Below are 26,301 nucleotides of genomic sequence, written 5' to 3' on the forward strand. Positions count from 1 at the left end.
AGAAGCCCCATATATGAGAAACGCAACTTTCTATCTTCTGGACAATGACACGCAACACGATGGCTTAAGCGCCGTCGAGCAGTTGGTGTGTGAAATTGCCGCAGAACGTTGGCGTGCTGGCAAGCGCGTGCTGATCGCCTGCGAAAACGAAAAGCAGGCTCTTCGACTGGATGAAGCCCTGTGGGCAAGACCGGCAGAAAGCTTTGTTCCGCATAATCTGGCAGGTGAAGGCCCCAGAGGCGGCGCACCGGTAGAAATTGCCTGGCCGGAGAAACGCAACAGCAGCCCGCGCGACCTGCTTATCAGTTTGCGCGTTGGCTTTGCAGATTTTGCCACCGCTTTCACAGAAGTGATAGACTTCGTTCCTTACGAAGATTCTTTGAAACAATCGGCACGCGATCGCTACAAAGCTTACCGCGTGGCTGGTTTTAACCTGAATACGGCAACCTGGAAATAATGGAAAAGACATACAACCCACAAGATATCGAACAGCCGCTTTACGAGCACTGGGAAAAGCAGGGCTATTTCAAACCTAACGGCGATGAAAGCAAAGAGTCCTTCTGCATCATGATCCCGCCGCCGAACGTCACCGGCAGTTTGCATATGGGTCATGCTTTCCAGCAAACCATCATGGATACCATGATCCGCTACCAGCGCATGCAGGGTAAAAACACTCTGTGGCAGGCAGGTACCGATCACGCGGGTATCGCAACCCAGATGGTGGTTGAGCGTAAGATTGCCGCTGAAGAAGGTAAAACCCGCCACGACTACGGTCGCGAAGCGTTTATCGACAAAATCTGGCAGTGGAAAGCGGAATCCGGCGGCACCATCACCCGCCAGATGCGCCGTCTCGGCAACTCCGTTGACTGGGAGCGCGAGCGCTTCACTATGGACGAAGGTCTTTCCAATGCCGTGAAAGAAGTCTTCGTTCGCCTGTACAAAGAAGACCTGATTTACCGTGGCAAGCGCCTGGTGAACTGGGACCCGAAACTGCGCACCGCGATTTCCGACCTGGAAGTGGAAAACCGCGAGTCGAAAGGCTCAATGTGGCACATCCGCTATCCGCTGGCCGACGGTGCGAAAACCGCTGATGGTAAAGATTACCTGGTCGTCGCCACCACCCGTCCGGAAACTGTACTGGGCGATACCGGCGTGGCCGTCAACCCGGAAGATCCGCGTTATAAAGATCTGATTGGCAAATTTGTTGTTCTGCCGCTGGTTAACCGCCGCATTCCCATTGTCGGCGATGAACACGCTGATATGGAAAAAGGCACCGGCTGCGTGAAGATCACCCCGGCGCACGACTTTAACGACTACGAAGTTGGGAAACGTCACGGCCTGCCGATGATCAATATTCTGACCTTTGACGGCGACATCCGTGAAACCGCGGAAGTGTACGACACCAAAGGCGAAGAGTCCGACGTTTACTCCAATGAAATCCCGGCCGAGTTCCAGAAGCTGGAACGCTTTGCCGCGCGTAAAGCGGTGGTTGCCGCCGTTGATGCGCTGGGCCTGCTGGAAGAAATTAAACCGCACGACCTGACCGTACCTTACGGCGACCGTGGCGGCGTGGTTATTGAACCGATGCTGACCGACCAGTGGTACGTCCGTGCCGACGTGCTGGCGAAACCGGCGGTTGAAGCGGTTGAGAACGGCGACATTCAGTTCGTACCGAAGCAGTACGAAAACATGTACTTCTCCTGGATGCGCGATATTCAGGACTGGTGTATTTCCCGTCAGCTGTGGTGGGGTCACCGTATCCCGGCATGGTATGACAACGACGGCAACGTCTACGTTGGCCGTACAGAAGACGAAGTGCGTCAGGAAAACAACCTCGGTGCCGACGTTCAGCTTCGCCAGGACGAAGACGTACTCGATACCTGGTTCTCCTCCGCACTGTGGACCTTCTCTACCCTGGGCTGGCCGGAAAACACCGACGCGCTGCGTCAGTTCCACCCAACCAGCGTGATGGTTTCCGGTTTCGACATCATCTTCTTCTGGATTGCCCGCATGATCATGATGACCATGCACTTCATCAAAGATGAAAACGGCAAGCCGCAAGTGCCGTTTAAGACCGTCTACATGACCGGTCTGATCCGCGACGACGAAGGCCAGAAGATGTCCAAATCCAAGGGCAACGTCATTGACCCGCTGGATATGGTCGACGGAATCTCCCTGGCAGAACTGCTGGAGAAACGTACCGGCAACATGATGCAGCCGCAGCTGGCCGAGAAGATTGCCAAGCGTACCGAGAAGCAGTTCCCGGACGGCATCGAGCCGCACGGCACCGACGCACTGCGCTTCACCCTGGCGGCGCTGGCCTCTACCGGTCGCGACATCAACTGGGATATGAAGCGTCTGGAAGGTTACCGTAACTTCTGTAACAAGCTGTGGAACGCTAGTCGCTTCGTGCTGATGAACACCGAAGACCAGGATTGCGGCTTCAACGGCGGCGAAATGACCCTGTCGCTGGCGGATCGCTGGATCCTTGCTGAATTCAACCAGACCATCAAAGCGTACCGCGAAGCGCTGGACAACTTCCGCTTCGACATCGCCGCGGGCATTCTGTACGAATTCACCTGGAACCAGTTCTGCGACTGGTATCTGGAGCTGACCAAGCCGGTAATGAACGGCGGTTCCGAGTCTGAACTGCGCGGCACCCGCAATACGCTGGTCACCGTTCTGGAAGGTCTGCTGCGCCTGGCGCATCCGATCATCCCGTTCATCACCGAGACCATCTGGCAGCGCGTGAAGGTGATTTCCGGTATTACCGCCGACACCATCATGCTGCAGCCGTTCCCGGAATATAACGCCGCACAGGTTGATGAAGCCGCACTGGCTGATACCGAATGGCTGAAGCAGGCGATCGTTGCCGTACGTAACATCCGTGCGGAAATGAACATCGCCCCAGGTAAACCGCTCGAACTGTTGCTGCGCGGTTGCAGCGCTGATGCGATGCGCCGTGTGAACGATAACCGTAGCTTCCTGCTGAACCTGGCGCGTCTGGAAAGCATCACCGTGCTGCCAGCCGATGACAAAGGTCCAGTCTCCGTGACCAAAATCATCGACGGCGCCGAGCTGCTGATCCCGATGGCTGGCCTCATCAATAAAGAAGATGAGCTGGCGCGTCTGGCGAAAGAAGTGGCGAAAATCGAAGGTGAGATTGCCCGTATCGAAGGCAAACTTTCCAACGAAGGTTTCGTTGCTCGCGCACCGGAAGCAGTTATCGCCAAAGAGCGTGAGAAGCTGGACGGTTATGCGGAAGCGAAAGCGAAGCTGATTGAGCAGCAGGCGGTCATCGCCGCGCTGTAATTGCCGTTACGTTATACACGTATTAAAGGCCGGAGCATGCTCCGGCCTTGTTGTATCAGATGAACGGGAAGTAGGTCATCACACCACGTGATACCCACATCGCCGGACCTGTTTCCAACGCCTCTGTATGGTCAGTCAGTTCCAGCGCATCCAAATCCCCTTGTACATGGGAGTTACTGGCCAGCCAACTGACCAGCCACATTTTCATCCACGGATAAGCTAGCCCAAACGTGATGCCTGAAAGAAACAACACCAGTACAAAACGCCAGATCAGGCCATGTGCAGTGACGGAAGAATGAAAGCGGATTTTGCCCTCGGCCAGCGCCAGGTTATTCATGAACAGATTACGTAGCGTGGTGTATAAATAGCTTCCAACCACAATAATTCCAGCGAAATAGAGAAAATAGCTCGCCATTATTCTGCTCTGATTCTCCCGGATAAATTCGTCGTCGGCCACTCCTAACACAGCCAACATCACCATTTGCAGAAAAATAGGGGCAATTAGCCAGACAATCACAACAACAAATGGCAGCAACACCAGCACGGCTTTAATACACCCCACTATGCTTACTTTCATATTAACGTTAATAGTAAAGCGGTGAATACCAAAATTACCGCCATTACCCACTAACTGCATCCATTTTGCACAGGTAATACCGTAGGTGATACCCATGCCCACAATTCCCACCAACGCAATAAATGCTATTCTGATAAGCATTCCAGTACTGCCCTCAATCCAGTCGGTGGCAAGTATCAGAAGATAAATCACTCCCCAGTTCACCACAGCAAGCACCACTGGCACAACCAGTAAAAAAAGCCATGCATGTAATTGTGAGCAGTCAAAACCAAAACGCACACCGTTAAGCGACGTCATCATCGCCTGATACTGCAGGCTTTTTATGGTCATTAATGGAAGGACTGCTACCAGTAAACCAATCAAAGTAAAACCAACGAGAGGACTGCCGTTAGCAATAGAACTCATGCTGGCACCATAAACCACCATAATCGACAAGAAGCTTACGAATATCGCGCCACCAGTCGCCTTATAGGTAAAGGGTTGGCCATTGAGAGTCATATTCTCGTAAATATAACGCCGACATTTCACTATCGCCCACGGCGTATAAATACCCAGAGTAATACAACACAGCAAAAAATTGACAATGCAAATAATAAAGTACTGCCATCCTTTACCGATAAAAATAAATGTGTGCCGTTGATTTCCCCGGCCACCAACAAAATCATTCATGAACAATATCCCTAATATAAATTCCATTAAGATAAAAAATAAAAACCAGTGTTTATTTACTGGTTCGTTTACAATACTATTTTTAATTAGCCAATGTATTTTAATTTTTTCTGATTCAGGAACGTCTTGCACCCGACAGAAGAGAGTGGTATTAAATAAATATATAAGTGTATTTTTAGAATTGAGCCATATTATGAATGTTGTGCTACCCACCACGCTTACGCTGCGCCGAATCACCGCAGCAGATAATGCCGCTATCGCTGCGGTGATCCGCAAAGTTTCCGCTGAATACGGGCTTACTGCCGATAAGGGCTATACCGTTGCCGACCCTAATCTGGATGAACTATTCCAGGTTTACAGCCAGCCGGGCGCGGCCTACTGGGTGGTTGAGCAAAACGGTGAAGTCGTGGGCGGCGGCGGCGTTGCGCCGTTAGGATGTAGCGAACCGGACATTTGCGAACTGCAAAAGATGTACTTCCTGTCGAGCGCACGCGGTCAGGGGCTGGCGAAAAAGCTGGCGCTGATGGCCCTCGAACATGCCCGTGAACAGGGTTTCAAACAGTGCTATCTGGAGACCACGGCGTTTCTGACCGAGGCTATCCGCCTGTATGAACATTTAGGGTTTGAGCATATCAGCGAAGCGCTGGGCTGTACCGGGCACGTGGATTGCGAAGTGCGGATGTTAAAACCCCTCTGACTTCAGCCGGAGGGGCAATGGTTGTGTTACTGCATTTCGGCGGAGAGCATCAGCCGAATGACGCCAGCCGCGCGAGCGGTTGGCAGCGTCAGCACCTGTGACCATAAATCCTGCACCATTTCACAGGCGACTTTCTCTTTGCCCACACCTTTACTCGGATCAGCCATAATCTGGATATCCGGTCCAAAGCGCTGTACCAATCCCGGGCCGATGGATTGCAGATCCTGAAGCGCCAGCTGTTTCTCTTGCGCCGTAACCGTATGTTTGTTCGGGCCATAAGCCGCGTGCATCATACTCATGTCGCTGGCCATACGACGATTCATCAGCTCCCGCGGAATAATACGCACCGGGTTAATCCCGCCTTTCACCGCCGGGAACAGAAAGCGAAAACACTCGTCATCGCCCACTTTTGCCACCGCAGCAATCTGCTCGAGGTTAATTTTCATATACTCAATCACATTGGCATCGGGTGCCTGCTGCAAACGCGCCATCTGTACCTGCAGGATTTGCGGCTGAATAGCGTCGATAATCTGTTGTTCGCTTTTCCCAGCTTCTTTCAGTTGCGTTGCCTGGTTGAGGATGTTCTGCCATAACGCGGGTTCCTGCTCTTTAAGTACCTGATAAACAGGCATTGCCAGCATCGCATTTTCAAATTTCTGCGCGTCCGACAGCCCATAATCAGGGCTTTCGCGCGGGATCAGGTAGTGCACATCAAACAGATTCCACGCGACAATCGCCACCACAAAAACCACCGCGCCGGAGATCTTGCCCAGCCAGCCTTTTTTGCGAAACATGCCAACGACGATAGCAATCACCGCCCCGATATAACCCGCCAACAATACGTGTGCCCAGTTCATTAACCATCCTTATGCAAAACAGTCTCTGTTGCGGGGATATATTTCCCCTTCGTGTGTTTTGATTATTACGGCAGCAGCGAGCGATTTCCAGCCACCAGATTTTGCTAATGGAAACAGGAAAGGTAAAACCGCGCGACGATTAGCGCCGCGCGTCAGAGAAGAGAGTCAGGCTGGCACGCCGCTGTGGAAGCGGAATTCATCGTCGGGAGAAGTAATCAATGCGGCTTCTACTTCGCCAAAGAACCGCACCCGACTACTGATATCGTCGGCAGAAACCTGCTGTGCCAGAGCCAGATAGTCCTGATAGTGCCGCGCCTCGGATCGCAGCAGAGAAAGATAAAATGCCTGTAAATCGTCATCCAAATACGGCGCCAGCGCGGCGAACCGTTCACAAGAACGCGCCTCAATGTAAGCCCCGCAAATCAGTTTGTCGATGAGCGTTAATGGCTCGTGGGTTCGCACCTCTTTGAGCATGCCTTTGGCATAACGGCTGGCGGTAATTTTGACGTAGGGAATGTTGCGGCTCATCATCGCCTCACGCACCTGCCAGAAGTGGTGCAGCTCTTCTTTGATCAGCAAAACCATGCTGTCGATCAGCTTGCGCCCCCACGGGTCGTCAGTTTGCGGCATTACGCTTTTGCTTATCTGTTTATTCAGCGCGATAAAATCCGGTTCATCCCCTTCTCTGAAAGCATACGCTTCATAGGGTTTCAGCCAGTCCAGTAGCGCCTGCGATCCCTGTTTATCTGCAACATACTTACGCACCAGCAGCATGGCCGTTTGCGCCGCTTTCAGCTCGCAGACGAGATGATCCGTCAGTAACAGAGGGAGATTCGCCGGGGCTCGCGCTTTATCAAGCCAGGCCTGGGGCGTTTTACAGTGCAGGAAGTTGTGGATCGGGGAGAGTATTTGCAGGTAATCCATACGTTATCCTTGGCCTACGGCAGCAGATGCTACCGTAGGTCAGCAGATGACTTAGTGACGCACGCCGTCATCATCTTCGTCGACGAGGTCTTCATCGTCGCCGTCTTCACCTTCTTCGCCGTTCGGGTCTTCAAAATAGGTGCCCCAACCGTCGTATTCCACATCAAATTTTTCAGCCAGGTTCATCAGTTGCTCAACCTGAGCGTCGATCAACTCGGCATTCAGAGCACATTCGCTCAGGATGTCACAGCAAATAACCGTGTCGCCCTCTTCCACCTCCAGCTCTTCCGGCTCGGTCACTTCATAACCCAGCTTGAAGGCTTCTACTGCCGCTTTTTCCAGGGTCTCAAAGTCGTCCGCGGAAAGGTGATGCTCGATGGTGTACAGCGCGTCTGGATCGCTGCCATCTTCGAGTAACTCTTCAATAATCAAGCGCGTTTCTTCACGCTGTTCTTCCAGTAGTTCCGGGTTTGCCATGGCTCATTCCTCATAATGTCCTGCCGATACTCTTATTGTCACATACCGCTGTCATTGCCTCCACCTTTCCAGGAAAGATTTGTTAAACAAGGTTGCAAATGAATAAACATCCATATAAATTGAATTTTAATTCAATAAATGGCCTAAGCCATGTGAGGGAACTATGTCTGCGTTTTATCAGAAACATTTTTTGAAACTGCTTGATTTCACCTCTGCTGAACTCACGTCACTGCTCCAGCTCGCCGCGCAGCTCAAGACGGATAAGAAAAACGGTACCGAGGTCGCTAAACTCACCGGTAAAAACATCGCGCTCATCTTCGAAAAAGACTCAACCCGCACCCGTTGCTCTTTCGAAGTTGCCGCATACGATCAGGGCGCGCGCGTGACGTATCTCGGGCCGAGCGGCAGCCAGATTGGTCATAAAGAGTCGATCAAAGACACCGCCCGCGTACTCGGTCGTATGTACGACGGTATTCAGTATCGGGGCCACGGTCAGGAAATTGTCGAGACGCTGGCGGAATATGCCGGAGTTCCGGTTTGGAACGGATTAACCAACGAATTTCACCCCACCCAGTTGCTGGCGGATTTACTCACCATGCAGGAACACCTGCCGGGTAAAGCGTTTAATGAGATGGTGCTGGTCTACACCGGCGATGCCCGCAACAATATGGGCAATTCCATGCTGGAAGCCGCTGCGTTAACCGGACTGGATCTGCGTCTGGTCGCGCCCCAGGCCTGCTGGCCGGAGGAAAGCCTCGTTGCGGAGTGTAAAGCGCTGGCACAGAAAAACGGCGGCAATATAACGCTAACCGAAGATGTCGCCACGGGCGTGAAAGGCGCGGACTTCATCTATACCGACGTCTGGGTATCGATGGGCGAAGCGAAAGAGAAATGGGCCGAACGTATTGCGCAGTTGCGTAAGTACCAGGTTAATAGCGCGATGATGGCGTTGACCGGCAATCCGCAGGTGAAATTTCTGCACTGCCTGCCTGCGTTCCATGACGATCAAACCATGCTTGGCAAACAAATGGCGCAGGAATATGGTCTGCACGGCGGCATGGAAGTGACCGACGAGGTGTTTGAGTCACCCGCCAGTATCGTATTTGATCAGGCGGAAAACCGGATGCACACCATCAAAGCGGTGATGGTCGCGACGCTTTCCAAATCATAGCATTGCGTGATTGAATTGCCGGATGGCGATGCTGACGCACCCTATCCGGCCTACCATCATGCTTCCGTAGGCCGGGTAAGTCGCCCCCGGCAAACCGGTTTATGCTACCCGCATTTTCACCACGGCTTTGCGTACCAGCGCCGGAGCGCCGACCGCGCACAGCGGTTTATGCACTTCGCCCGGATAAAAGACGACGAAGTCACCTTCGTTCAGCACCACCGTTTTCTCCTGTTCGCCTTCCGGCAGGAAGGCGATATCTTTATCCGCCAGCCAGTCAGTTTCCGGTGCGCCCGCAGGCTGCGTGCTGAAAGTCATGCCTTCCTGACCTTTGAGCAGGATCTGAATATCCAGATAGCGAGCGTGATATTCGGCGCGGCGCTGCGCAAACGGCTCCGTCATATCTTCAGCAATCAGATAGAACAGACGTTCGCCGTCGATGTCGTGCTTACCCTTTTCCGTCGCATCCGTCACGTGCGCTTTAATGTGCTCAATCGCCTGACGCAGCTCTTCCGGCAGCCAGGCATCCAGGTTGTGAATATTGCCGACAATCATTTCAAACCCCTTAATTAAAACATCGTTTCATTTTGGTTGTTATACGAAAAAACTGTCTGCCATACCACTGCTATTTGCCGATATTTTGCGTCAACGCATGTTTATCGCTGATGATGTTAAATAATTGCTAATAGCCAGCAACAGGTTATGCATAAACTCTGCATAACTTTCGTCTCATACTTTTCAACTCAGTCACTAACTCACTGTTATAGAAAGCTTTGTTAGAAAAACCAGCAATCGATCACAGTTTACGTCTCCTTCGTTATCTTTCTTCATCGTCATATTTATTTTGAAATAAACCTTACAGTACAAATAATAAAATAATAGATTCGCATAAAAATTCATTAAATATATAAAAACATATAAAAATCAACGCGCTATTTAATTTATTAAATATTTAGATATGTACATAAAATTAACACAGTTAAATAACAAGACATATTCCTGCGTAGTAATTCAATTATTCATGTTTTTATTTTTTAAATTCTCAGAGCCATCTCATAAATTAAACAACAAATGCCAAACATCGACCTGACTGTGAAATGAATCACGTTTCTATATCAGATAAGATCTAAATATAGATTCTGAAATCAGCTGAAAAACCATGACTGCAATAAACATTATTTGCAGGCACCTCCTCTTTATTTTTTAAAATTGTATTAAAGGAATAATGATGGAAAAGCATTATGTCGGATCTGAAATCGGTCAATTACGTAGCGTAATGCTACATCGCCCTAACCTCAGCCTAAAAAGGCTGACGCCATCAAATTGCCAGGAATTGCTTTTTGATGATGTTCTTTCGGTAGAACGTGCAGGAGAAGAGCATGACATTTTCGCCAACACGTTACGTCAACAGGGAATTGAGGTTCTGTTACTCACTGATTTATTGACACAAACTCTGGATATCCCCGATGCCAAAAGCTGGCTACTGGATACACAAATTTCTGATTATCGCCTTGGCCCCGCTTTCGCCACGGATATTCGCGCCTGGCTTGCAGATATGCAGCACCGGGAGCTCGCCCGACATTTAAGCGGTGGGCTGACATACGGAGAAATTCCTGCCTCAATCAAAAATATGGTGGTCGATACTCACGATATTAATGACTTTATTATGAAGCCATTACCAAACCACTTATTTACCCGCGACACCTCATGCTGGATATATAACGGCGTATCCATTAATCCGATGGCAAAAACTGCACGTCAACGAGAAACTAATAACTTGCGGGCGATTTACCGTTGGCATCCACAATTTGCCGATGGTGATTTTATTAAATATTTCGGCGATGAAAATATTAATTACGACCACGCCACATTAGAAGGTGGAGATGTACTGGTCATTGGTCGCGGCGCAGTTCTCATCGGTATGTCGGAACGTACCACGCCGCAGGGCATTGAGTTCCTTGCCCAGTCGCTCTTTAAGCATCGCCAGGCAGAACGCGTTATCGCAGTCGAACTGCCGAAACATCGCTCCTGTATGCACCTCGATACCGTCATGACCCACATCGATATCGATACCTTCTCCGTCTACCCGGAAGTGGTGCGCCCGGATGTCCAGTGCTGGACCCTGACACCAGACGGGCGCGGCGGCCTGAAACGCACCCAGGAAAGTACGCTGGTACATGCCCTCGAAAAAGCACTTGGCCTCGACCAGATCAATCTGATCACCACCGGTGGCGACGCTTTCGAAGCTGAACGCGAACAGTGGAATGACGCGAACAATGTTCTGACGCTGCGCCCCGGGGTTGTGGTGGGCTACGAACGCAACATCTGGACCAACGAAAAATACGACAAAGCTGGCATCACTGTTTTACCCATACCTGGCGACGAACTGGGACGTGGGCGCGGCGGTGCGCGCTGCATGAGTTGCCCGCTGGAACGCGACGGTATTTAAGGAGACGTTATGGAAAACAAACCTACCCTGGTTGTGGCGCTGGGCGGCAATGCACTACTCAAACGTGGCGAACCACTGGAAGCCGACATCCAACGCAAGAATATTGAGCTGGCGGCAAGAACTCTCGCTCAACTCACGCAGCAGTGGCGCGTAATTCTGGTACACGGCAATGGCCCGCAGGTTGGACTTTTGGCGTTACAAAACAGTGCTTATGCCAACGTCACCCCCTATCCGCTCGATATTCTCGGCGCAGAAAGTCAGGGAATGATTGGCTATATGCTGCAACAGGCCCTGAAAAACCAGCTCCCACAGCGTGAAATTAGTGTCCTGCTGACTCAGGTTGAAGTCGATGCCCACGATCCGGCCTTCAGCAATCCCACCAAATATATCGGGCCTATTTATGACGAACCCCAGGCCCACGCGTTACAGGCGGAAAAAGGCTGGGTTTTCAAAGCCGATGGTAAAGCGTTCCGCCGTGTTGTGCCCTCTCCACAACCCAAACGAATCGTGGAAAGTGACGCCATTCGCACACTGATCGCCCGCGATCATCTGGTTATCTGCAACGGCGGTGGCGGCGTACCGGTGGTGGAAAAAGCCGATGGCTACCACGGCATTGAAGCGGTGATCGACAAAGATCTCTCCGCCGCCCTGCTCGCCAAACAAATCCACGCCGATGCGCTGCTGATCCTGACCGATGCCGATGCGGTGTATCTCGACTGGGGCAAACCTACCCAGCGCCCGCTGACCCAGGTTACGCCGGAAAGGCTCAGCGAAATGCAATTCGACGCCGGTTCAATGGGCCCCAAAGTCACCGCCTGCGCGGAATTTGTCTCTCACTGTCACGGGATTGCTGGCATCGGCTCATTGGCTGATGGTTCGGCCATTCTCGCCGGTGACAAAGGCACGCTAATTCGGCGCGAAGCCACTGATGTTAACGCTTAAGGCTTTTTTTGCTGGGTAAAGCGAAGCCTTATCCAGCCTACATAAGGATATTTTCATGACTGTTAACCTGAAAAATCGCAATTTTCTCAAATTGCTGGACTACACCCCAACGGAAATCCAGTACCTGATCGATCTGGCTATCGAGTTAAAAACGGCAAAAAAAGCCGGACGCGAAAGGCAAACGCTGGTCGGTAAAAATATCGCGCTAATCTTCGAAAAAACGTCAACTCGCACCCGCTGCGCCTTTGAAGTCGGCGCTTTCGATCAGGGCGCACAGGTGACCTACCTTGGCCCAAGCGGCTCGCAGATTGGTCATAAAGAGTCGATGAAAGATACCGCCCGCGTGTTAGGTCGCATGTATGACGGTATTGAATACCGCGGCTACGGCCAGGAGATCGTGGAAGAACTGGGGCAGTTCGCTGGTGTGCCGGTCTGGAACGGGCTGACGAATGAATTCCACCCTACGCAGATCCTCGCGGATCTGATGACCATGCTGGAACACGCCCCGGGTAAAACCTTACCCGAACTGAGCTTCGCTTACCTCGGTGACGCCCGCAATAACATGGGCAATTCGCTGATGGTCGGCGCGGCGAAAATGGGGATGGATATTCGTCTGGTCGCACCGAAATCCTTCTGGCCGGACGAGGCGCTGGTTGCCGAATGCCGTGAAATCGCCAGCGTGACGGGCGCGCGCATTACGCTCACAGAGGATGTTGAGGAAGGTGTTTACGACGTGGACTTTCTCTACACCGATGTCTGGGTTTCGATGGGAGAACCCAAAGAGGCGTGGGCAGAACGCGTCAGCCTGATGACGCCTTATCAAATTAACCAGCAGGTCATCGATGCAACCGGCAATCCCAATGTGAAATTCATGCACTGCCTGCCCGCCTTCCATAACGAGCACACCAAAGTGGGCCGTGAAATCGAAGCGGCTTACGGCCTGAAAGGGCTTGAAGTCACGGAGGAGGTATTTGAGTCAGCGCATTCCATCGTCTTCGACGAAGCAGAAAACCGGATGCATACCATTAAAGCGGTCATGGTAGCGACACTCGGCGACTAACCCCAGCGGGCATGTGTCGCCTGGCGGCATATGCCCAAGCTATCCGGAGAACATCATGGGCAAATTCAAATTTCCCAGCGCGTATACCATCCTGTTTATTCTCATTGCGCTCGTCGCCGTTATGACCTGGATTGTCCCTGCCGGGAAATACCAGATGGCGATGAATGCTACCCTGGGCAAAGAAGTGCCGGTTGCCGGTACCTATGCCCCAACAGAGGCGCATCCACAAGGTTTAACGGCTGTACTGCTGGCTCCGATTGACGGGCTTTATAACCACGAAACCTACACCGCAGGCGCGATTGATGTGGCGTTGTTTGTCCTGATTATTGGCGGGTTTCTCGGCGTGGTAAACAAAACGGGCGCCATCGACGCCGGCATCGAACGCGTGACGGTCAGGCTGAACGGCAAAGAAGAGTGGATGATCCCCATCCTGATGGGACTTTTCGCCGCCGGAGGCACGATTTACGGCATGGCGGAAGAATCACTCCCTTTCTACACCTTATTGGTTCCGGTCATGATGGCTGCGCGCTTTGATCCACTGGTTGCTGCTGCAACCGTTTTGCTTGGCGCAGGCATCGGCACCCTCGGTTCAACAATCAACCCTTTCGCAACGGTTATCGCCGCTAACGCCGCCGGGATCCCCTTCACCCAGGGAATGCTGATGCGCATTCTGCTGCTGGTCGTCGGCTATGTTATCTGTGTGGTATGGGTCATGCGCTATGCACGGAAAGTTCGCAGCCATCCTGAGCTTTCCATCGTGGCCGATAAAATGGAGGAAAACCGTGCCCATTTTCTCGGTAGTCGCGCCAATACCAATCTTGAATTCACGGCTACGCGTAAGTGGATCCTGCTGATATTCGCCGCCGCCTTTGCAGTGATGATTTATGGCGTCGCGGTGCTCGGCTGGTGGATGGCGGAAATATCTGGGGTTTTTCTGACATCTGCGATTATCGTCGGCGTGATTGCCCGCATGAGTGAAGAAGCATTCACCAGTACCTTCATTGACGGGGCTCGGGATCTGCTCGGCGTGGCGCTGATTATCGGCATTGCGCGCGGTATCGTCGTGGTGATGGACAACGGCATGATCACCCACACCATTTTGCACAGCGCCGAAAATTTAGTCTCCGGTCTGTCCACCACCATTTTCATCAATGTGACTTACTGGCTGGAAGTCTTGCTCTCCTTCCTGGTCCCTTCCTCGTCTGGCCTGGCGGTGCTCACGATGCCCATTATGGCCCCGCTGGCTGACTTCGCCCATGTGCAAAGGGATCTGGTCGTCACCGCGTATCAATCCGCTTCCGGCATTGTGAATCTGATTACCCCCACCTCAGCGGTTGTAATGGGTGGGTTGGCCATCGCTCGTGTTCCTTATGTGCGCTACCTGAAATGGGTCGCACCACTGCTGCTAATTCTGACGGTGCTGAACATGGTTGTTCTGAGTATCGGCGCGATGCTGTAGTCCTGTTGGCCGTCGGATCCCGACGGCTTTTTTGAGCGCGCTCTCGTTTTTCTGCACAACCGCCCGTTTGAGCCGTTATTGATACTGCAAATGTGGTGAATTTCGCCATCGCATTGATACAAATGATAAATTTAGGGTGTTTTTATGAAGGAATTCGATGATTACTCGACCAAAGAGCAGAAACAGTTGGCGATTTGTCAGCGCCTGATTAGCGAAAAAAGCTACCTGTCTCAGGAAGCGCTTCGCCGCGATCTACAACACCATGGTTTCACCGGGATTAGCCAGTCAACGGTATCTCGTCTGCTGAAACTACTCGGTGCTATAAAAATAAGAAATACAAAAGGGCAAAAAATTTATTCTGTAAATCCGCAATCACGACCCGCGCCTGATGCTGCCCGATCGATTGCTGAAATGGTGGTCAGCGTGGAACACAATAGCGAGTTTATCCTCATCCACACGGCGGCTGGCTATGGTCGCGCCGTAGCCAGAATCCTCGATTATCACGCGTTGCCAGAAATTCTCGGCGTCATTGCCGGTAGCAGTATTGTCTGGGTCGCGCCGCGGGTGGTACAGCGAACGGGCCTGGTCCACAAGCAGATTAATTATCTATTCAAAATGAATTAAAATTCATAAGAGCCGTTTGCGATGAATAAATAGTGCATTTTTCGCTTGATCCCATAACGGAGCTGAGTATAATCGCGGACAATTTGCCGGGAGGATGTATGGTTCAGTGTGTACGACATTTTGTCTTACCGCGTCTGAAAAAGGACGCTGGCCTGCCGTTTTTCTTTCCGTTGATCACCCATTCCGAGCCCCTCAATTGAGGGGCTTTTTTTTTGCCCAGGCGTCAGGAGATAAACATGGCTAACCCGCTCTATCAAAAACACATCATTTCCATAAACGACCTCAGCCGCGATGACCTTAATCTGGTCCTCGCGACGGCGGCGAAATTAAAAGCTAACCCGCAGCCAGAGCTGTTAAAACATAAGGTCATCGCCAGCTGCTTCTTTGAAGCGTCAACCCGCACCCGTTTATCTTTTGAAACCTCCATGCACCGTCTGGGCGCCAGCGTGGTGGGTTTCTCTGACAGCAGCAACACGTCGCTTGGCAAAAAAGGCGAAACTCTGGCCGACACCATTTCCGTCATTAGCACCTATGTCGACGCCATCGTGATGCGTCATCCGCAGGAAGGTGCCGCGCGTCTGGCAACAGAGTTCTCCGGTAACGTGCCGGTACTGAACGCCGGCGACGGTTCCAACCAGCATCCCACCCAAACGCTGCTGGATCTGTTTACCATTCAGGAAACGCAGGGTCGCCTGGACAATCTGCAAATCGCCATGGTGGGTGACCTGAAATATGGCCGTACCGTCCACTCCCTGACCCAGGCGCTGGCAAAGTTCGAAGGTAACCGCTTCTACTTCATCGCCCCGGACGCGCTGGCCATGCCGCAATACATTCTGGATATGCTGAATGAAAAAGGTATCGCCTGGAGCCTGCATGGCACTATCGAAGAGGTAATGGCGGAGGTCGATATCCTCTACATGACCCGCGTACAAAAAGAGCGTCTGGACCCGTCCGAATACGCCAATGTGAAAGCACAGTTTGTTCTGCGTGCCAGCGATCTGAACGGTGCCAGAGCGAACATGAAGGTGCTGCATCCGCTGCCGCGCATCGATGAAATCACCACCGACGTCGACAAGACGCCGCACGCCTGGTATTTCCAGCAGGCTGGCAACGGCATCTTCGCCCGCCAGGCGTTACTGGCACTGGTACTGAATAGCGAACTGGCACTGTAAGGGAGAAAAAGAGATGACACACGATAACAAACTGCAGGTTGAAGCCATCAAACGTGGCACCGTAATTGACCACATTCCCGCACAGGTTGGTTTTAAGCTGCTGACGTTGTTCAAACTGACTGAAACCGACCAGCGTATCACCATCGGCCTGAACCTGCCGTCTGGCGAAATGGGCCGTAAAGACCTGATTAAAATCGAAAATACGTTCCTGACCGACGAGCAGGTAAACCAGCTCTCCCTTTACGCTCCGCAGGCAACGGTAAACCGCATTGACGATTATGACGTGGTGGGGAAATCACGTCCGAGCCTGCCTGAACGTATCGATAACGTGCTGGTTTGCCCGAACAGCAACTGCATCAGCCATGCTGAACCAGTATCGTCCAGTTTTTCAGTGAAAAAGCGCGCTGACGACATCGCACTCAAATGCAAATACTGTGAAAAAGAGTTTTCGCATTATGTGGTGCTGGCCAACTAATTGGTGTTGGTAATGATTTCCCGGCTCCCTATAATGGCCGGGAACATTCTATTACCGCTGTAATTCAGGAGAAATCATGAGCAAGACTATCGCGACGGAAAATGCACCAGCAGCAATCGGCCCATACGTTCAGGGCGTTGACCTGGGTAGCATGGTAATCACTTCCGGTCAGATCCCGGTCGATCCGAAAACCGGTGCCGTATCGGAAGACGTGTCCGCTCAGGCGCGTCAGTCGCTGGAAAACGTACAAGCTATCGTTGAAGCAGCAGGCCTGAAAGTGGGCGACATCGTAAAAACTACCGTCTTCGTTAAAGACCTGAACGATTTCGCAACCGTAAACGCGACCTACGAAGCGTTCTTCACCGAGCACAACGCCACCTTCCCGGCGCGTTCTTGCGTGGAAGTTGCCCGTCTGCCGAAAGACGTGAAAATCGAGATTGAAGCGATCGCCGTTCGTCGCTAAGTCTTTTTGTGCCGGATGGCGGCTTCGCCTTATCCGGCCTACGCAAGCATAGTTTGCAGGCCCGGTAAGCGCGAGCGCCACCGGGCATTTATCACATCACACCAAACAGTCTCGGCAGGAACAGCGAAATCGCCGGAATGTACGTGACGATCATCAGCACCAGGAACAGCACGAAGTAGAACGGCAGCATCGCCTTCACCACCTGCTCAATTTTCTGCTTACTCACCGCACTGGCCACAAACAGCACCGACCCTACCGGTGGCGTTATCAGGCCGATCCCTAAATTCACCAGCATGATCATCCCAAAATGGACCGGATCAATGCCGAGCGCGTTGGTTACCGGTAGCAAAACCGGCGTCAAAATCAGGATCAGCGGCGCCATATCCATCAGCGTACCGATCAGCAACAGCATGATGTTAATGCACATCAGGATGACGTATTTGTTGTCCGAGATGCTGGTGAAAGCTTCGGTGATACGCATCGGCAACTGCATATAGGTCATGACGGCACCGAACGCGGCGGCAAAACCTATCAGGATCATGACGATAGTGACCGTTTTCACCGTACGGAACATCAGCTTCGGCAGTTCAGACCATTTATAGTCACGATAGATAAACATGGTGACAAAGAAGGCCCACAGACAGGCAATCGCCGCAGATTCCGTCGCGGTAAAGATACCTGACAAGATACCGCCCATGATGATCACAACGGTCATTAAGCCCCACAGCGTATCGACGAATATCTTCAGCGCCTGGCGAAACGGTACGCGCTCCCCTTTTGGATAACCGCGTTTGTGCGCAAAAGCGACGCACATCACCATCAGACTGAAGCTTAACAGCAGGCCCGGTAGGATCCCGGCGATGAACAGCGCGGCAATCGACACCGTCCCGCCCGTTGCTAGCGAGTAGATAACCGAGTTATGGCTCGGCGGCGTGAGGATCGCCTGCACCGAGCCGCTGGCAGTGACCGCTGCAGCAAAGTCGCGCGGATAACCTTTTTTATCCATCTCCGGGATCATTACCGAACCGATAGACGCGGTATCGGCCACCGACGATCCAGAAATTGCGCCAAAAAAGGTCGAGGCCACAATGTTGACCAGCGACAGACCGCCGCGAATAAAGCCAACGAAAATATAGGCAAAGTTTACCAGCCGCCGCGCAATGCCCCCTTCGGCCATAATAGCCCCGGCCAAAATAAAGAACGGGATCGCCAGTAGCGAAAACTTGTTCACCCCACTGGTCAGTTGGATCATCACCGCTTCCAGCGGAATATCAATGTACCAGGCCCCAATGATGGCGCTAATGCCAACCGCGTACGCTACCGGTACCCCAATCGCCAGCATAATGCCGAGCGTAAAGACGAGAATAAATGCATCCATCTGCTTTCCTTTCTGAAATGGGGGCGGTAACTAGCTGGTCGATCCCAGCATGACAACAGGACGTTGGTACTGCGAGCCACGGCAGATCTTCTCAACGATAAACAGCAGCGTAATAGCAGAGCCAATCGGCAACGGGAGATAGTTTTGCCCGGCGCTTAAAATTGGGAATTCCGCCACGGGCTGTTCCCACAGTTCGAGGCATAGCATGGAGCCGTACCACAGAATGAACAGGCTTATCGCCATTAACATAACGTCTGCGACTACCGAGCAGTAACGGCGGGAAGATTCCCCCAGACGGTCAATCACCATGCTTACCGCGATATGCGAACCTGCGCGATAGCTCACCGCCGCGCCAATAAAGGTGAATGTCACCATACAAAGAATGGCGACTGGCTCAGGCCATGACAGGGCGTTATTCAGGACATAACGCGCGAATATGCCAATGGGGATAATGGCGACCATAACCAATAATGCGATACCGGCAATCCACATTGACACTCGATAAAGAAAATCCATTACCGATGAATAGCATTCACCCATAATTATCACCTCGAATTAATCAAAAGACTCAGGCGGAGGATTGATATCCTCCACCCGATGAATTACTTCACATCCTGAATACGTTTGATCAAATCCTGGTGGTCTTTACCGTAATTATCCCGTACTGACTGCGTGGCTTTATAGAAATAGTCCGTATCAATATCGTGGAACTGAACACCGTTGGCTTTCATGGTCTCCAGCGATTTCGCATTATAATCCTGCCAAAGTTTACGTTGCTCTACCTGGGCCTCTTTAGCGAGTTTAATAATGAGTTCCTGGTCTTCTTTTTTTAACTTATCCCATTTGGCTTTCGAGAACAGAAAAAGCTCAGGAATAATAAAGTGTTTACTCCAGGTATAGTTTTTCACGACCGGCAAATAGTTATGCGCAACAAACGTTGGCGGGTTATTTTCCGTACCATCAATAACGCCGGTCTGCATGCCGCTAAATACTTCACTGACGCCCATCACAATGGAGTTAGCGCCCATCGCTTTTAGGGTATCCAGCGCTATCGGACTGGCCTGAACGCGGATTTTCATGCCGTGCAAATCTTCCGGTTTCACTACCGGATTCTTGGTGATCAGGTTGCGCGTTCCCGCATCCATCCAGCCAAGGAACACCAGTCGTGATTTGGTATTGGCTGTCAGACGGTCGCCAATCTCCTGACCAATCATGCCGTCGAGAACCTTATGCATATGGTCCTCATCGCGGAAAATATATGGCAGGGTAAACACGTTTATTTCAGGGAGAATTGCGGCAACTGGCGTCATTGAGACGCGAATAATATCAATGGCGCCTAATTGCGCCTGTTCAATCATCTGTTTTTCATCGCCTAACACACCACCTGGAAATGTTTTGATCTCCAGACGACCTTCGGTCGCGGCGTTAAGTTTCTCCCCCATATGTTTCACTGCAACAACGTTTGGGTAATCAGCCGGATGCACATCTGCGGCGCGAAAGGTTTGTGCCAGCGTTGCATGACTCGCCAGTAATACAGACGCGCCAATACACAGACTTAACAGGTTTTTTGTCAGTTTCATTTGTCCTTCTCCAGAAGTTCATAATATCCATTAACAGGAATAGCTTGCAGAGCAAATGACTGCCGGAATTAAAAACGGGCAGCGAGAAACTTTCTTAACGACGTTACCTGCGCAGACTAACTGGTGTAACAATTTATTTCGATGACTGCGTTCACAAAAAATCGCAGATGCTTATAATTTTTAGCACGCTGTTTCATTTTTGCAACGCAGATCGTTTTATTGATAAAAAAAACAACGCAAAGAAGGCAATTTGATACTAATTACCCGCGTTAGCATTTCAATAAAAATAAAACACCAATATTTCGGGAGAATATCTTTCGAATGAAAAAGAGAAATGCAGGAGAGTATTAACACCCTCCTGCAAAGAAGTTGAGGATTACTGCCAGCCGTAGCGACGGCTATAAAAACCTTTCACGAGCTGGGTTAATGTCATGTAGCCCGCCAGAATCGCAATCAGCCACGGGAAGTAGCTCAGCGGCAGCGCCTGCAATTGCAGATAGTTGGCCAGCGGCGAGAACGGCAATGCAATGCCTACCACCATGACCACCAGCGTCATCAGCATCAGCGGCCATGCGGCGCGGCTTTGGATGAACGGCACGCGGCGGGTACGGATCATATGCACAATCAGCGTTTGCGACAGCAGGCCAACCACGAACCAGCCAGACTGGAACAACGTCTGATGTTCTGGCGTATTCGCATGGAAGACGAACCACATCAGGCAAAATGTCAGAATGTCGAAGATCGAGCTGATCGGTCCAAAGAAGATCATAAAGCGCCCCAACTCGCTGGGATTCCAGCGCTGCGGCTTTTTGATCTGCTCTTCGTCAACGTTATCAAACGGAATCGCCACCTGGGATACATCGTACAGCAGGTTCTGAATCAGTAAGTGCAGCGGCAACATCGGCAGGAACGGTAAGAAGGCGCTCGCCACCAGCACGCTAAACACATTACCGAAGTTAGAACTGGCCGTCATTTTGATATACTTCAGCATGTTAGAAAAAGTACGGCGTCCTTCGATCACCCCTTCTTCCAGCACCATCAGACTCTTTTCCAGCAGGATGATATCAGCCGCTTCACGCGCAATATCAACCGCGCCGTCAACGGAGATACCAATGTCCGCCGCGCGCAGCGCCGGGGCATCGTTAATGCCATCCCCCATAAAGCCAACCACATGACCTTCGCGCTTGAGCAGCGTGACAATACGCTCTTTGTGCATCGGTGTCAGACGAGCAAACAGCGTGGTGCGCTGGGCCAGCGTTGCCAGCTCATCGTCGCTTAACCCTTCAATGCTGCTGCCGATAACCACATCGCCCGCATCCAGCCCCACTTCATGACACACTTTCGCCGCCACCAGCTCGCTATCGCCAGTCAGGATTTTCACCGTAATACCGCTGGCTTTCAGCGCTTTGAGCGCTGGCGCGGTGGTCTCTTTCGGCGGATCGAGGAACGCAATATAGCCTTCGAGGATCAGATCTGATTCATCAATACGCTGGTAATCACCCTCACGCGCAGGCAGGTATTTCGTCGCCACCGCCACCACGCGCAGCCCCTGGCGGTTCAGCGTATCCGTGACGCGCTTCACCCGACGCAGCATGTTGTCATCTAACGGGACAACCTCACCGCTGTAGCGCACCTGGGTGCAGACGCTGAGGATCTCCTGCAGCGCGCCTTTGCACACCAGCTGATGCACATCGGTTTCTTCAGCGACCACCACCGACATGCGGCGGCGTTCGAAGTCAAACGGGATCTCATCAATTTTCTGCCAGCGGGTAGAGAGCTGGCGGGCTGATTCTTCGTCCACACCTTCCAGCACTGCCGTATCCAGCAGATTCTTCAACCCGGTCTGGTAATGGCTGTTCAGCCACGCAGAATGCAGGACGTGCTCGCTGGGCTTACCAGATATATCTGTATGATTCTCAAGTACAATTTTGTCTTGTGTCAGGGTGCCCGTTTTATCGGTACACAGGATATCCATCGCGCCAAAGTTCTGAATGGCGTCGAGGTGTTTGACGATGACCTTTTGTTTTGACAGCTTCACCGCCCCGCGCGCCAGCGTCGAGGTGACGATCATCGGCAACATTTCCGGGGTCAGCCCCACCGCGACAGACAGGGCAAACAGCGCCGCTTCCCACCAGTCGCCTTTGGTATAGCCGTTGATGATGAGCACAATCGGCGCCATCACCAGCATAAAACGGATCAGCAGCATGCTGACGCGGCTGATCCCTTTCTGGAAAGCATTCTGCTCGCTTTCCTGCTCGCTGACACGGCCCGCCAGTTGCCCGAACCAGGTATTGGCTCCGGTCGCAATCACGATGGCCTGCGCCGTGCCGCTCACCACGTTGGTGCCCATAAAGCACAGGGTATCGCATTCGAGCGGGTTGCTTTGCTGCGGGTCGCGGCTGGTTGCGACTTTCTCCACCGGCAGCGATTCACCGGTCAGCGAAGCCTGGGCCACGAACAGGTCACGAGCCTGCACCACACGCAGATCGGCCGGGATCATATCCCCTGCCGCCAGCTTAATAATATCGCCGGGAACTAACTGGTCGATCGGCAGTTCAACCCAGCCGTTCTCTCCTTTCTCGTTGATAACGCGCAGCACCGTAGCGGTGTTACTGACCATCGCTTTCAGCGCATCTGCCGCTTTGGTGGAACGCGCCTCCTGCACAAAATTCAGTAACGTAGAGATGACGACCATCAGAGCAATGACGCCAGCGGCAAACAGATCTTCGGTGGCATAGGAAATCGCACCGAGGATGGTCAACAAAATATTAAACGGGTTGCGGTAGCAGACCCACAGATGCACCCACCACGGCGACGGCTTCTGCGCCGGCAGTTGGTTCTCGCCATGTAATTCGCGAGCGTTTTCCACTTCTGCGGCGTTTAATCCTTCCGGGTGCGCGCCAAACGTTTTCCACAGCGCGGCTTCGTCCATCAGCGCCATTTTCAGACAATGTTCGCTCAGCGATGGCGGGATCGGCGTGCTGGCAACGGTCTGGGCATTAGGCAACGGATCGCGATGCACCAGACGGTGTGGTAAATGGCGGTTTAGCCGGGCAAATAGCTGGCGAGTAATATTTTTGAACATAGGCAGTCCCTCTGCGCCAGTCTCAACAGGCGCAGTAAATCCTTCAGGCGTGGCAAAGCCTTACCTGATGGCAATATTAAAATCACAACAGGGACGTCAGAACGTCACTGTCTTACTGCTCCGGTAAGACAGTGAAAGACAAGCTTACCGGAAAGGGGAGTTTCTCCATCTCGGGAGAGGGGTGGGATCGGGATCCATATAGCCTCCGGTAAGTGAATGATTTGCGCTGCGGATTATACGCAGAAAACCATAAGGTTTGTGGCAATTATGGCAGTATGATAAACCATGGAAACTAAACCAAACGTATACCAGACTTTGCCCATTGCGCTGCGCTTGAGTAAAGTTATTCTCTATTTGGCATAACTTCACACGCAACACGGGAAAACAGGATGCAAAACCGGCTGACAATTAAAGACATCGCCCGCTTAAGCGGTGTGGGAAAATCAACCGTTTCCCGTGTGCTTAACAATGAAAGCGGCGTGAGCGAACGCACCCGCGAACGCGTTGAAGCGGTGATGAATCAGCACGGTTTTTCCCCTTCCCGCTCCGCACGCGCCATGCGCGGACAAAGTGACAAGGTGGTGGCGATCATCGTCACGCGTCTGGACTCGCTTTCGGAAAATCTCGCCGTACAAACCATGCTGCCCGCCTTTTATGAGCAGGGTTACGACCCGATCATGATGGAAAGCCAGTTCTCGCCCGAGCTGGTTGAAGAGCATCTCGGCATGCTCAGACGCCGCAATATTGACGGCGTGGTGCTGTTTGGTTTTACCGGCATAAGTGAATCCATGCTCGCCTCCTGGCAGGATTCGCTGGTGCTGCTGGCAAGAGATGCCAAAGGCTTTGCCTCCGTCTGCTATGACGATGAAGGCGCCATTCGCACCCTGATGCAGCGTTTATACGATCGCGAGCATCGCCATATCAGCTTTCTTGGCGTTCCCCATAGCGACGTGACCACCGGTAAGCGCCGCCATGAAGCCTACCTGGCGTTCTGTAAGAAACACAAACTGCATCCTGTAGCCGCGCTACCGGGGCTTGCCATGAAGCAGGGTTATGAGCAGGCCGCCAACGTCATCACCCCGGAAACCACTGCCTTAGTCTGCGCGACGGACACCCTCGCCCTTGGTGTCAGCAAATATCTGCAAGAGCAGCGAATTGAGAATCTACAGCTGGCGAGCGTGGGCAGTACGCCGCTGATGAAATTCCTCCATCCGGAAATTATCACCGTCGATCCAGGATATGCCGAAGCCGGACGACAAGCGGCCTCGCAGCTGATCGAGCAGATCAACGGCCGTAGCGAACTACGACAAATCGTTATTCCTTCCACCCTATCCTGATCGCTTTCTGAGCGTTAATTTGTGATCTTCGCTGCGTTTCGGGAACGTTCCCATTTTTAAATTTTCATCGACGATATACTCTGGCCACAGCAACGAGAGAGTTGCCAGATGGCGATGCTAAAACGTCTTATCCGGCCTACGGGGAACACACATCATCATGAGCAAAATAAAACAAGCAGACATCGACCGGCTGATTGAGCTGGTAGGCGGGCGCGACAATATCGCCACGGTAAGTCACTGCATTACTCGCCTGCGTTTTGTGCTGAATCAGCCTGCGAATGCCAGGCCAAAAGAGATCGAACAGTTGCCGATGGTCAAAGGCTGCTTCACCAACGCCGGGCAGTTTCAGGTGGTGATTGGTACCGAAGTAGGCGATTACTACAAAGCGCTGCTGGCGACAACCGGTCAGGCCAGCGCCGACAAAGAGCAGGCGAAAAAAGCCGCGCGGCAGAATATGAAATGGCACGAACAGCTGATTTCTCATTTTGCGGAGATCTTCTTCCCGCTGCTGCCAGCGCTGATTAGCGGCGGCTTGATCTTGGGGTTCCGTAATGTGATTGGCGATCTGCCCATGAGCAACGGGCAGACGCTGGCGCAGATGTACCCTTCGCTGAAAACCCTTTACGACTTCCTGTGGCTAATTGGCGAAGCGATCTTCTTCTATCTGCCGGTCGGGATCTGCTGGTCAGCAGTGAAGAAAATGGGCGGTACGCCGATCCTCGGTATTGTGCTGGGCGTGACCCTGGTTTCACCGCAGCTAATGAACGCCTATCTACTCGGTCAACAGGTACCGGAAGTGTGGAACTTCGGCCTGTTCAGCATTGAAAAAGTGGGCTATCAGGCGCAGGTTATTCCGGCACTGCTGGCCGGTCTGGCGCTCGGGTTTATTGAAACACGCATGAAACGCATCGTCCCGGATTATCTGTATCTGGTGATCGTCCCGGTGTGCTCGTTGATCCTCGCGGTATTCCTCGCGCACGCCTTTATCGGTCCGTTTGGCCGCATGATCGGCGACGGTGTCGCGTTTGCGGTCCGTCACCTGCTGACCGGCAGCTTTGCCCCGATTGGCGCGGCGCTGTTCGGCTTCCTGTATGCCCCGCTGGTGATAACCGGCGTGCATCAGACCACGCTGGCTATCGACATGCAGATGATTCAGAGCATGGGCGGTACGCCGGTATGGCCGCTGATCGCACTGTCGAATATCGCTCAGGCCTCTGCGGTAGTCGGGATCATCATCTCCAGTCGCAAAAACAATGAACGTGAAATCTCCGTTCCTGCCGCGATCTCCGCCTATCTCGGGGTCACTGAACCTGCCATGTACGGGATCAACCTGAAATACCGCTTCCCGATGCTGTGCGCGATGATCGGTTCCGGTCTCGCCGGACTGCTGTGCGGCCTGAACGGTGTGCTGGCGAACGGAATTGGCGTCGGCGGTTTGCCGGGCATCCTCTCCATCCAGCCGACTTACTGGCAGGTATTTGGCATGGCAATGGTCATTGCGATTGTTATCCCCATGGTACTGACCTCATTCGTTTATCAGCGTAAACACCGTATGGGCACACTACAAATTGTCTAACTTTTCTTCGGGGCGCAGTT

At 52.4% G+C, this 26,301-nt stretch carries 25 protein-coding genes; 15 read left to right on the forward strand and 10 right to left on the reverse strand.

Annotation, left to right across the window (positions count from 1 at the left end; translation table 11 throughout):
• Positions 1–13: 13 nt before the first annotated feature.
• The gene (gene holC, locus HV237_RS21000; protein ID WP_016151505.1) at positions 14–457 is read left to right on the forward strand and encodes a DNA polymerase III subunit chi; all 444 of its coding nucleotides are present in this window, start codon (positions 14–16) and stop codon (positions 455–457) included.
• Positions 457–3,312 (forward strand): valine--tRNA ligase, encoded by a 2,856-nt coding sequence (locus HV237_RS21005; protein ID WP_016151504.1) that lies wholly within the window; start codon positions 457–459, stop codon positions 3,310–3,312. The genes holC and HV237_RS21005 overlap by 1 nt, the downstream gene beginning before the upstream one ends.
• 55 nt (positions 3,313–3,367) lie before the next feature.
• Here the strand turns inward: HV237_RS21005 and HV237_RS21010 are convergent, their stop codons facing one another.
• Positions 3,368–4,558, reverse strand: coding sequence for a DUF898 family protein (locus tag HV237_RS21010; protein ID WP_047358549.1), 1,191 nt, complete (start codon positions 4,556–4,558; stop codon positions 3,368–3,370).
• 193 nt (positions 4,559–4,751) lie between these two features.
• Between HV237_RS21010 and HV237_RS21015 the strand changes: the two genes are divergently transcribed.
• Positions 4,752–5,255 carry a GNAT family N-acetyltransferase gene (locus HV237_RS21015; protein ID WP_019078256.1) on the forward strand — a complete coding sequence of 168 codons (504 nt, stop codon included), beginning with the start codon at positions 4,752–4,754 and terminating at the stop codon, positions 5,253–5,255.
• Positions 5,256–5,281: 26 nt separating this feature from the next.
• On the opposite strand, the gene HV237_RS21020 is transcribed toward HV237_RS21015, so the two are convergent.
• From HV237_RS21020 to rraB, 3 genes are all read right to left on the reverse strand, one after another.
• On the reverse strand, positions 5,282–6,112 hold the full coding sequence (locus HV237_RS21020) for a hypothetical protein (protein ID WP_047358550.1): 831 nt from the start codon (positions 6,110–6,112) through the stop codon (positions 5,282–5,284).
• A gap of 165 nt (positions 6,113–6,277) precedes the next feature.
• Complete coding sequence (miaE, locus tag HV237_RS21025) at positions 6,278–7,036, reverse strand: tRNA isopentenyl-2-thiomethyl-A-37 hydroxylase MiaE (protein WP_019078254.1); 759 nt, start codon at positions 7,034–7,036, stop codon at positions 6,278–6,280.
• A 51-nt stretch (positions 7,037–7,087) separates the two neighbouring features.
• On the reverse strand, positions 7,088–7,513 hold the full coding sequence (rraB, locus tag HV237_RS21030; protein ID WP_016151501.1) for a ribonuclease E inhibitor RraB: 426 nt from the start codon (positions 7,511–7,513) through the stop codon (positions 7,088–7,090).
• 163 nt (positions 7,514–7,676) lie between these two features.
• Here rraB and argF (HV237_RS21035) point away from each other — a divergent pair, with 163 nt between their 5' ends.
• Entirely contained in the window at positions 7,677–8,684 is a 1,008-nt protein-coding gene (argF, locus tag HV237_RS21035; protein WP_047358551.1) for an ornithine carbamoyltransferase, read from the forward strand.
• 99 nt (positions 8,685–8,783) lie between these two features.
• On the opposite strand, the gene HV237_RS21040 is transcribed toward argF (HV237_RS21035), so the two are convergent.
• Positions 8,784–9,236, reverse strand: coding sequence for a YhcH/YjgK/YiaL family protein (locus tag HV237_RS21040; RefSeq protein ID WP_016151499.1), 453 nt, complete (start codon positions 9,234–9,236; stop codon positions 8,784–8,786).
• Positions 9,237–9,909: 673 nt separating this feature from the next.
• Here HV237_RS21040 and arcA point away from each other — a divergent pair.
• The 5 genes from arcA (at position 9,910) to HV237_RS21065 (ending at position 15,215) form a co-directional block, all read left to right on the forward strand.
• On the forward strand, positions 9,910–11,130 hold the full coding sequence (gene arcA / locus HV237_RS21045) for an arginine deiminase (RefSeq protein WP_016151497.1): 1,221 nt from the start codon (positions 9,910–9,912) through the stop codon (positions 11,128–11,130).
• Positions 11,131–11,139: 9 nt separating this feature from the next.
• On the forward strand, positions 11,140–12,072 hold the full coding sequence (arcC, locus tag HV237_RS21050) for a carbamate kinase (RefSeq protein ID WP_047358552.1): 933 nt from the start codon (positions 11,140–11,142) through the stop codon (positions 12,070–12,072).
• A gap of 55 nt (positions 12,073–12,127) precedes the next feature.
• Positions 12,128–13,132, forward strand: coding sequence for an ornithine carbamoyltransferase (argF, locus tag HV237_RS21055; protein ID WP_016155572.1), 1,005 nt, complete (start codon positions 12,128–12,130; stop codon positions 13,130–13,132).
• Between the two features lie 55 nt (positions 13,133–13,187).
• Positions 13,188–14,591 carry a YfcC family protein gene (locus HV237_RS21060; RefSeq protein WP_047358553.1) on the forward strand — a complete coding sequence of 468 codons (1,404 nt, stop codon included), beginning with the start codon at positions 13,188–13,190 and terminating at the stop codon, positions 14,589–14,591.
• A gap of 144 nt (positions 14,592–14,735) precedes the next feature.
• Positions 14,736–15,215, forward strand: coding sequence for an arginine repressor (locus HV237_RS21065; protein ID WP_003839609.1), 480 nt, complete (start codon positions 14,736–14,738; stop codon positions 15,213–15,215).
• On the opposite strand, the gene HV237_RS21070 is transcribed toward HV237_RS21065, so the two are convergent.
• Positions 15,212–15,334 (reverse strand): hypothetical protein, encoded by a 123-nt coding sequence (locus tag HV237_RS21070; protein ID WP_085951096.1) that lies wholly within the window; start codon positions 15,332–15,334, stop codon positions 15,212–15,214. The genes HV237_RS21065 and HV237_RS21070 overlap by 4 nt on opposite strands.
• Between HV237_RS21070 and pyrL the strand changes: the two genes are divergently transcribed.
• The 4 genes from pyrL to ridA all read left to right on the forward strand — a co-directional run bounded on the left by pyrL (position 15,314) and on the right by ridA (position 17,325).
• Positions 15,314–15,415 carry a pyr operon leader peptide gene (pyrL, locus tag HV237_RS21075; protein ID WP_003025819.1) on the forward strand — a complete coding sequence of 34 codons (102 nt, stop codon included), beginning with the start codon at positions 15,314–15,316 and terminating at the stop codon, positions 15,413–15,415. The genes HV237_RS21070 and pyrL overlap by 21 nt on opposite strands.
• A 36-nt stretch (positions 15,416–15,451) precedes the next feature.
• Positions 15,452–16,387 (forward strand): aspartate carbamoyltransferase, encoded by a 936-nt coding sequence (gene pyrB / locus HV237_RS21085; protein ID WP_016151493.1) that lies wholly within the window; start codon positions 15,452–15,454, stop codon positions 16,385–16,387.
• Positions 16,388–16,400: 13 nt separating this feature from the next.
• On the forward strand, positions 16,401–16,862 hold the full coding sequence (gene pyrI / locus HV237_RS21090) for an aspartate carbamoyltransferase regulatory subunit (protein ID WP_016151492.1): 462 nt from the start codon (positions 16,401–16,403) through the stop codon (positions 16,860–16,862).
• 76 nt (positions 16,863–16,938) lie between these two features.
• The gene (gene ridA / locus HV237_RS21095) at positions 16,939–17,325 is read left to right on the forward strand and encodes a 2-iminobutanoate/2-iminopropanoate deaminase (RefSeq protein WP_016151491.1); all 387 of its coding nucleotides are present in this window, start codon (positions 16,939–16,941) and stop codon (positions 17,323–17,325) included.
• A 91-nt stretch (positions 17,326–17,416) separates the two neighbouring features.
• On the opposite strand, the gene HV237_RS21100 is transcribed toward ridA, so the two are convergent.
• The 4 genes from HV237_RS21100 to mgtA form a co-directional block, all read right to left on the reverse strand.
• The gene (locus HV237_RS21100; protein ID WP_016151490.1) at positions 17,417–18,703 is read right to left on the reverse strand and encodes a TRAP transporter large permease; all 1,287 of its coding nucleotides are present in this window, start codon (positions 18,701–18,703) and stop codon (positions 17,417–17,419) included.
• Positions 18,704–18,733: 30 nt separating this feature from the next.
• Complete coding sequence (locus HV237_RS21105; protein WP_046275813.1) at positions 18,734–19,243, reverse strand: TRAP transporter small permease; 510 nt, start codon at positions 19,241–19,243, stop codon at positions 18,734–18,736.
• Between the two features lie 62 nt (positions 19,244–19,305).
• Positions 19,306–20,283 carry a TRAP transporter substrate-binding protein gene (locus HV237_RS21110; RefSeq protein ID WP_047358554.1) on the reverse strand — a complete coding sequence of 326 codons (978 nt, stop codon included), beginning with the start codon at positions 20,281–20,283 and terminating at the stop codon, positions 19,306–19,308.
• 376 nt (positions 20,284–20,659) lie between these two features.
• Positions 20,660–23,368, reverse strand: a complete 2,709-nt coding sequence (gene mgtA / locus HV237_RS21115) for a magnesium-translocating P-type ATPase (RefSeq protein WP_016151487.1) — start codon at positions 23,366–23,368, stop codon at positions 20,660–20,662.
• Positions 23,369–23,757: 389 nt separating this feature from the next.
• On the opposite strand from mgtA, the gene treR reads away from it, so the two are divergent.
• Positions 23,758–24,705: a trehalose operon repressor TreR gene (treR, locus tag HV237_RS21120; RefSeq protein WP_016155565.1), complete on the forward strand. Its 948-nt coding sequence runs from the start codon at positions 23,758–23,760 to the stop codon at positions 24,703–24,705.
• 157 nt (positions 24,706–24,862) lie between these two features.
• Positions 24,863–26,281 carry a PTS trehalose transporter subunit IIBC gene (treB, locus tag HV237_RS21125; protein ID WP_047358555.1) on the forward strand — a complete coding sequence of 473 codons (1,419 nt, stop codon included), beginning with the start codon at positions 24,863–24,865 and terminating at the stop codon, positions 26,279–26,281.
• Positions 26,282–26,301 lie beyond the last annotated feature (20 nt).

This window comes from Citrobacter sp. RHBSTW-00570, from assembly GCF_013739755.1.
Classification (GTDB): domain Bacteria; phylum Pseudomonadota; class Gammaproteobacteria; order Enterobacterales; family Enterobacteriaceae; genus Citrobacter; species Citrobacter braakii.

Bases quoted from the DNA above. Each gene is read 5' to 3' on its own strand.
- argF (WP_016155572.1), top strand. From the start codon at position 12,128: ATGACTGTTAACCTGAAAAATCGCAATTTTCTCAAATTGCTGGACTAC.
- HV237_RS21065 (WP_003839609.1), top strand. From the start codon at position 14,736: ATGAAGGAATTCGATGATTACTCGACCAAAGAGCAGAAACAGTTGGCG.
- treB (WP_047358555.1), top strand. From the start codon at position 24,863: ATGAGCAAAATAAAACAAGCAGACATCGACCGGCTGATTGAGCTGGTA.
- HV237_RS21005 (WP_016151504.1), top strand. From the start codon at position 457: ATGGAAAAGACATACAACCCACAAGATATCGAACAGCCGCTTTACGAG.
- HV237_RS21010 (WP_047358549.1), bottom strand. From the start codon at position 4,558: ATGAATGATTTTGTTGGTGGCCGGGGAAATCAACGGCACACATTTATT.
- arcA (WP_016151497.1), top strand. From the start codon at position 9,910: ATGGAAAAGCATTATGTCGGATCTGAAATCGGTCAATTACGTAGCGTA.
- HV237_RS21105 (WP_046275813.1), bottom strand. From the start codon at position 19,243: ATGGGTGAATGCTATTCATCGGTAATGGATTTTCTTTATCGAGTGTCA.
- holC (WP_016151505.1), top strand. From the start codon at position 14: ATGAGAAACGCAACTTTCTATCTTCTGGACAATGACACGCAACACGAT.
- arcC (WP_047358552.1), top strand. From the start codon at position 11,140: ATGGAAAACAAACCTACCCTGGTTGTGGCGCTGGGCGGCAATGCACTA.
- HV237_RS21040 (WP_016151499.1), bottom strand. From the start codon at position 9,236: ATGATTGTCGGCAATATTCACAACCTGGATGCCTGGCTGCCGGAAGAG.
- HV237_RS21020 (WP_047358550.1), bottom strand. From the start codon at position 6,112: ATGAACTGGGCACACGTATTGTTGGCGGGTTATATCGGGGCGGTGATT.
- treR (WP_016155565.1), top strand. From the start codon at position 23,758: ATGCAAAACCGGCTGACAATTAAAGACATCGCCCGCTTAAGCGGTGTG.
- mgtA (WP_016151487.1), bottom strand. From the start codon at position 23,368: ATGTTCAAAAATATTACTCGCCAGCTATTTGCCCGGCTAAACCGCCAT.
- HV237_RS21015 (WP_019078256.1), top strand. From the start codon at position 4,752: ATGAATGTTGTGCTACCCACCACGCTTACGCTGCGCCGAATCACCGCA.
- HV237_RS21110 (WP_047358554.1), bottom strand. From the start codon at position 20,283: ATGAAACTGACAAAAAACCTGTTAAGTCTGTGTATTGGCGCGTCTGTA.
- HV237_RS21060 (WP_047358553.1), top strand. From the start codon at position 13,188: ATGGGCAAATTCAAATTTCCCAGCGCGTATACCATCCTGTTTATTCTC.
- pyrB (WP_016151493.1), top strand. From the start codon at position 15,452: ATGGCTAACCCGCTCTATCAAAAACACATCATTTCCATAAACGACCTC.
- ridA (WP_016151491.1), top strand. From the start codon at position 16,939: ATGAGCAAGACTATCGCGACGGAAAATGCACCAGCAGCAATCGGCCCA.
- miaE (WP_019078254.1), bottom strand. From the start codon at position 7,036: ATGGATTACCTGCAAATACTCTCCCCGATCCACAACTTCCTGCACTGT.
- rraB (WP_016151501.1), bottom strand. From the start codon at position 7,513: ATGGCAAACCCGGAACTACTGGAAGAACAGCGTGAAGAAACGCGCTTG.
- HV237_RS21100 (WP_016151490.1), bottom strand. From the start codon at position 18,703: ATGGATGCATTTATTCTCGTCTTTACGCTCGGCATTATGCTGGCGATT.
- argF (WP_047358551.1), top strand. From the start codon at position 7,677: ATGTCTGCGTTTTATCAGAAACATTTTTTGAAACTGCTTGATTTCACC.
- pyrI (WP_016151492.1), top strand. From the start codon at position 16,401: ATGACACACGATAACAAACTGCAGGTTGAAGCCATCAAACGTGGCACC.
- HV237_RS21070 (WP_085951096.1), bottom strand. From the start codon at position 15,334: ATGTCGTACACACTGAACCATACATCCTCCCGGCAAATTGTCCGCGAT.
- pyrL (WP_003025819.1), top strand. From the start codon at position 15,314: ATGGTTCAGTGTGTACGACATTTTGTCTTACCGCGTCTGAAAAAGGAC.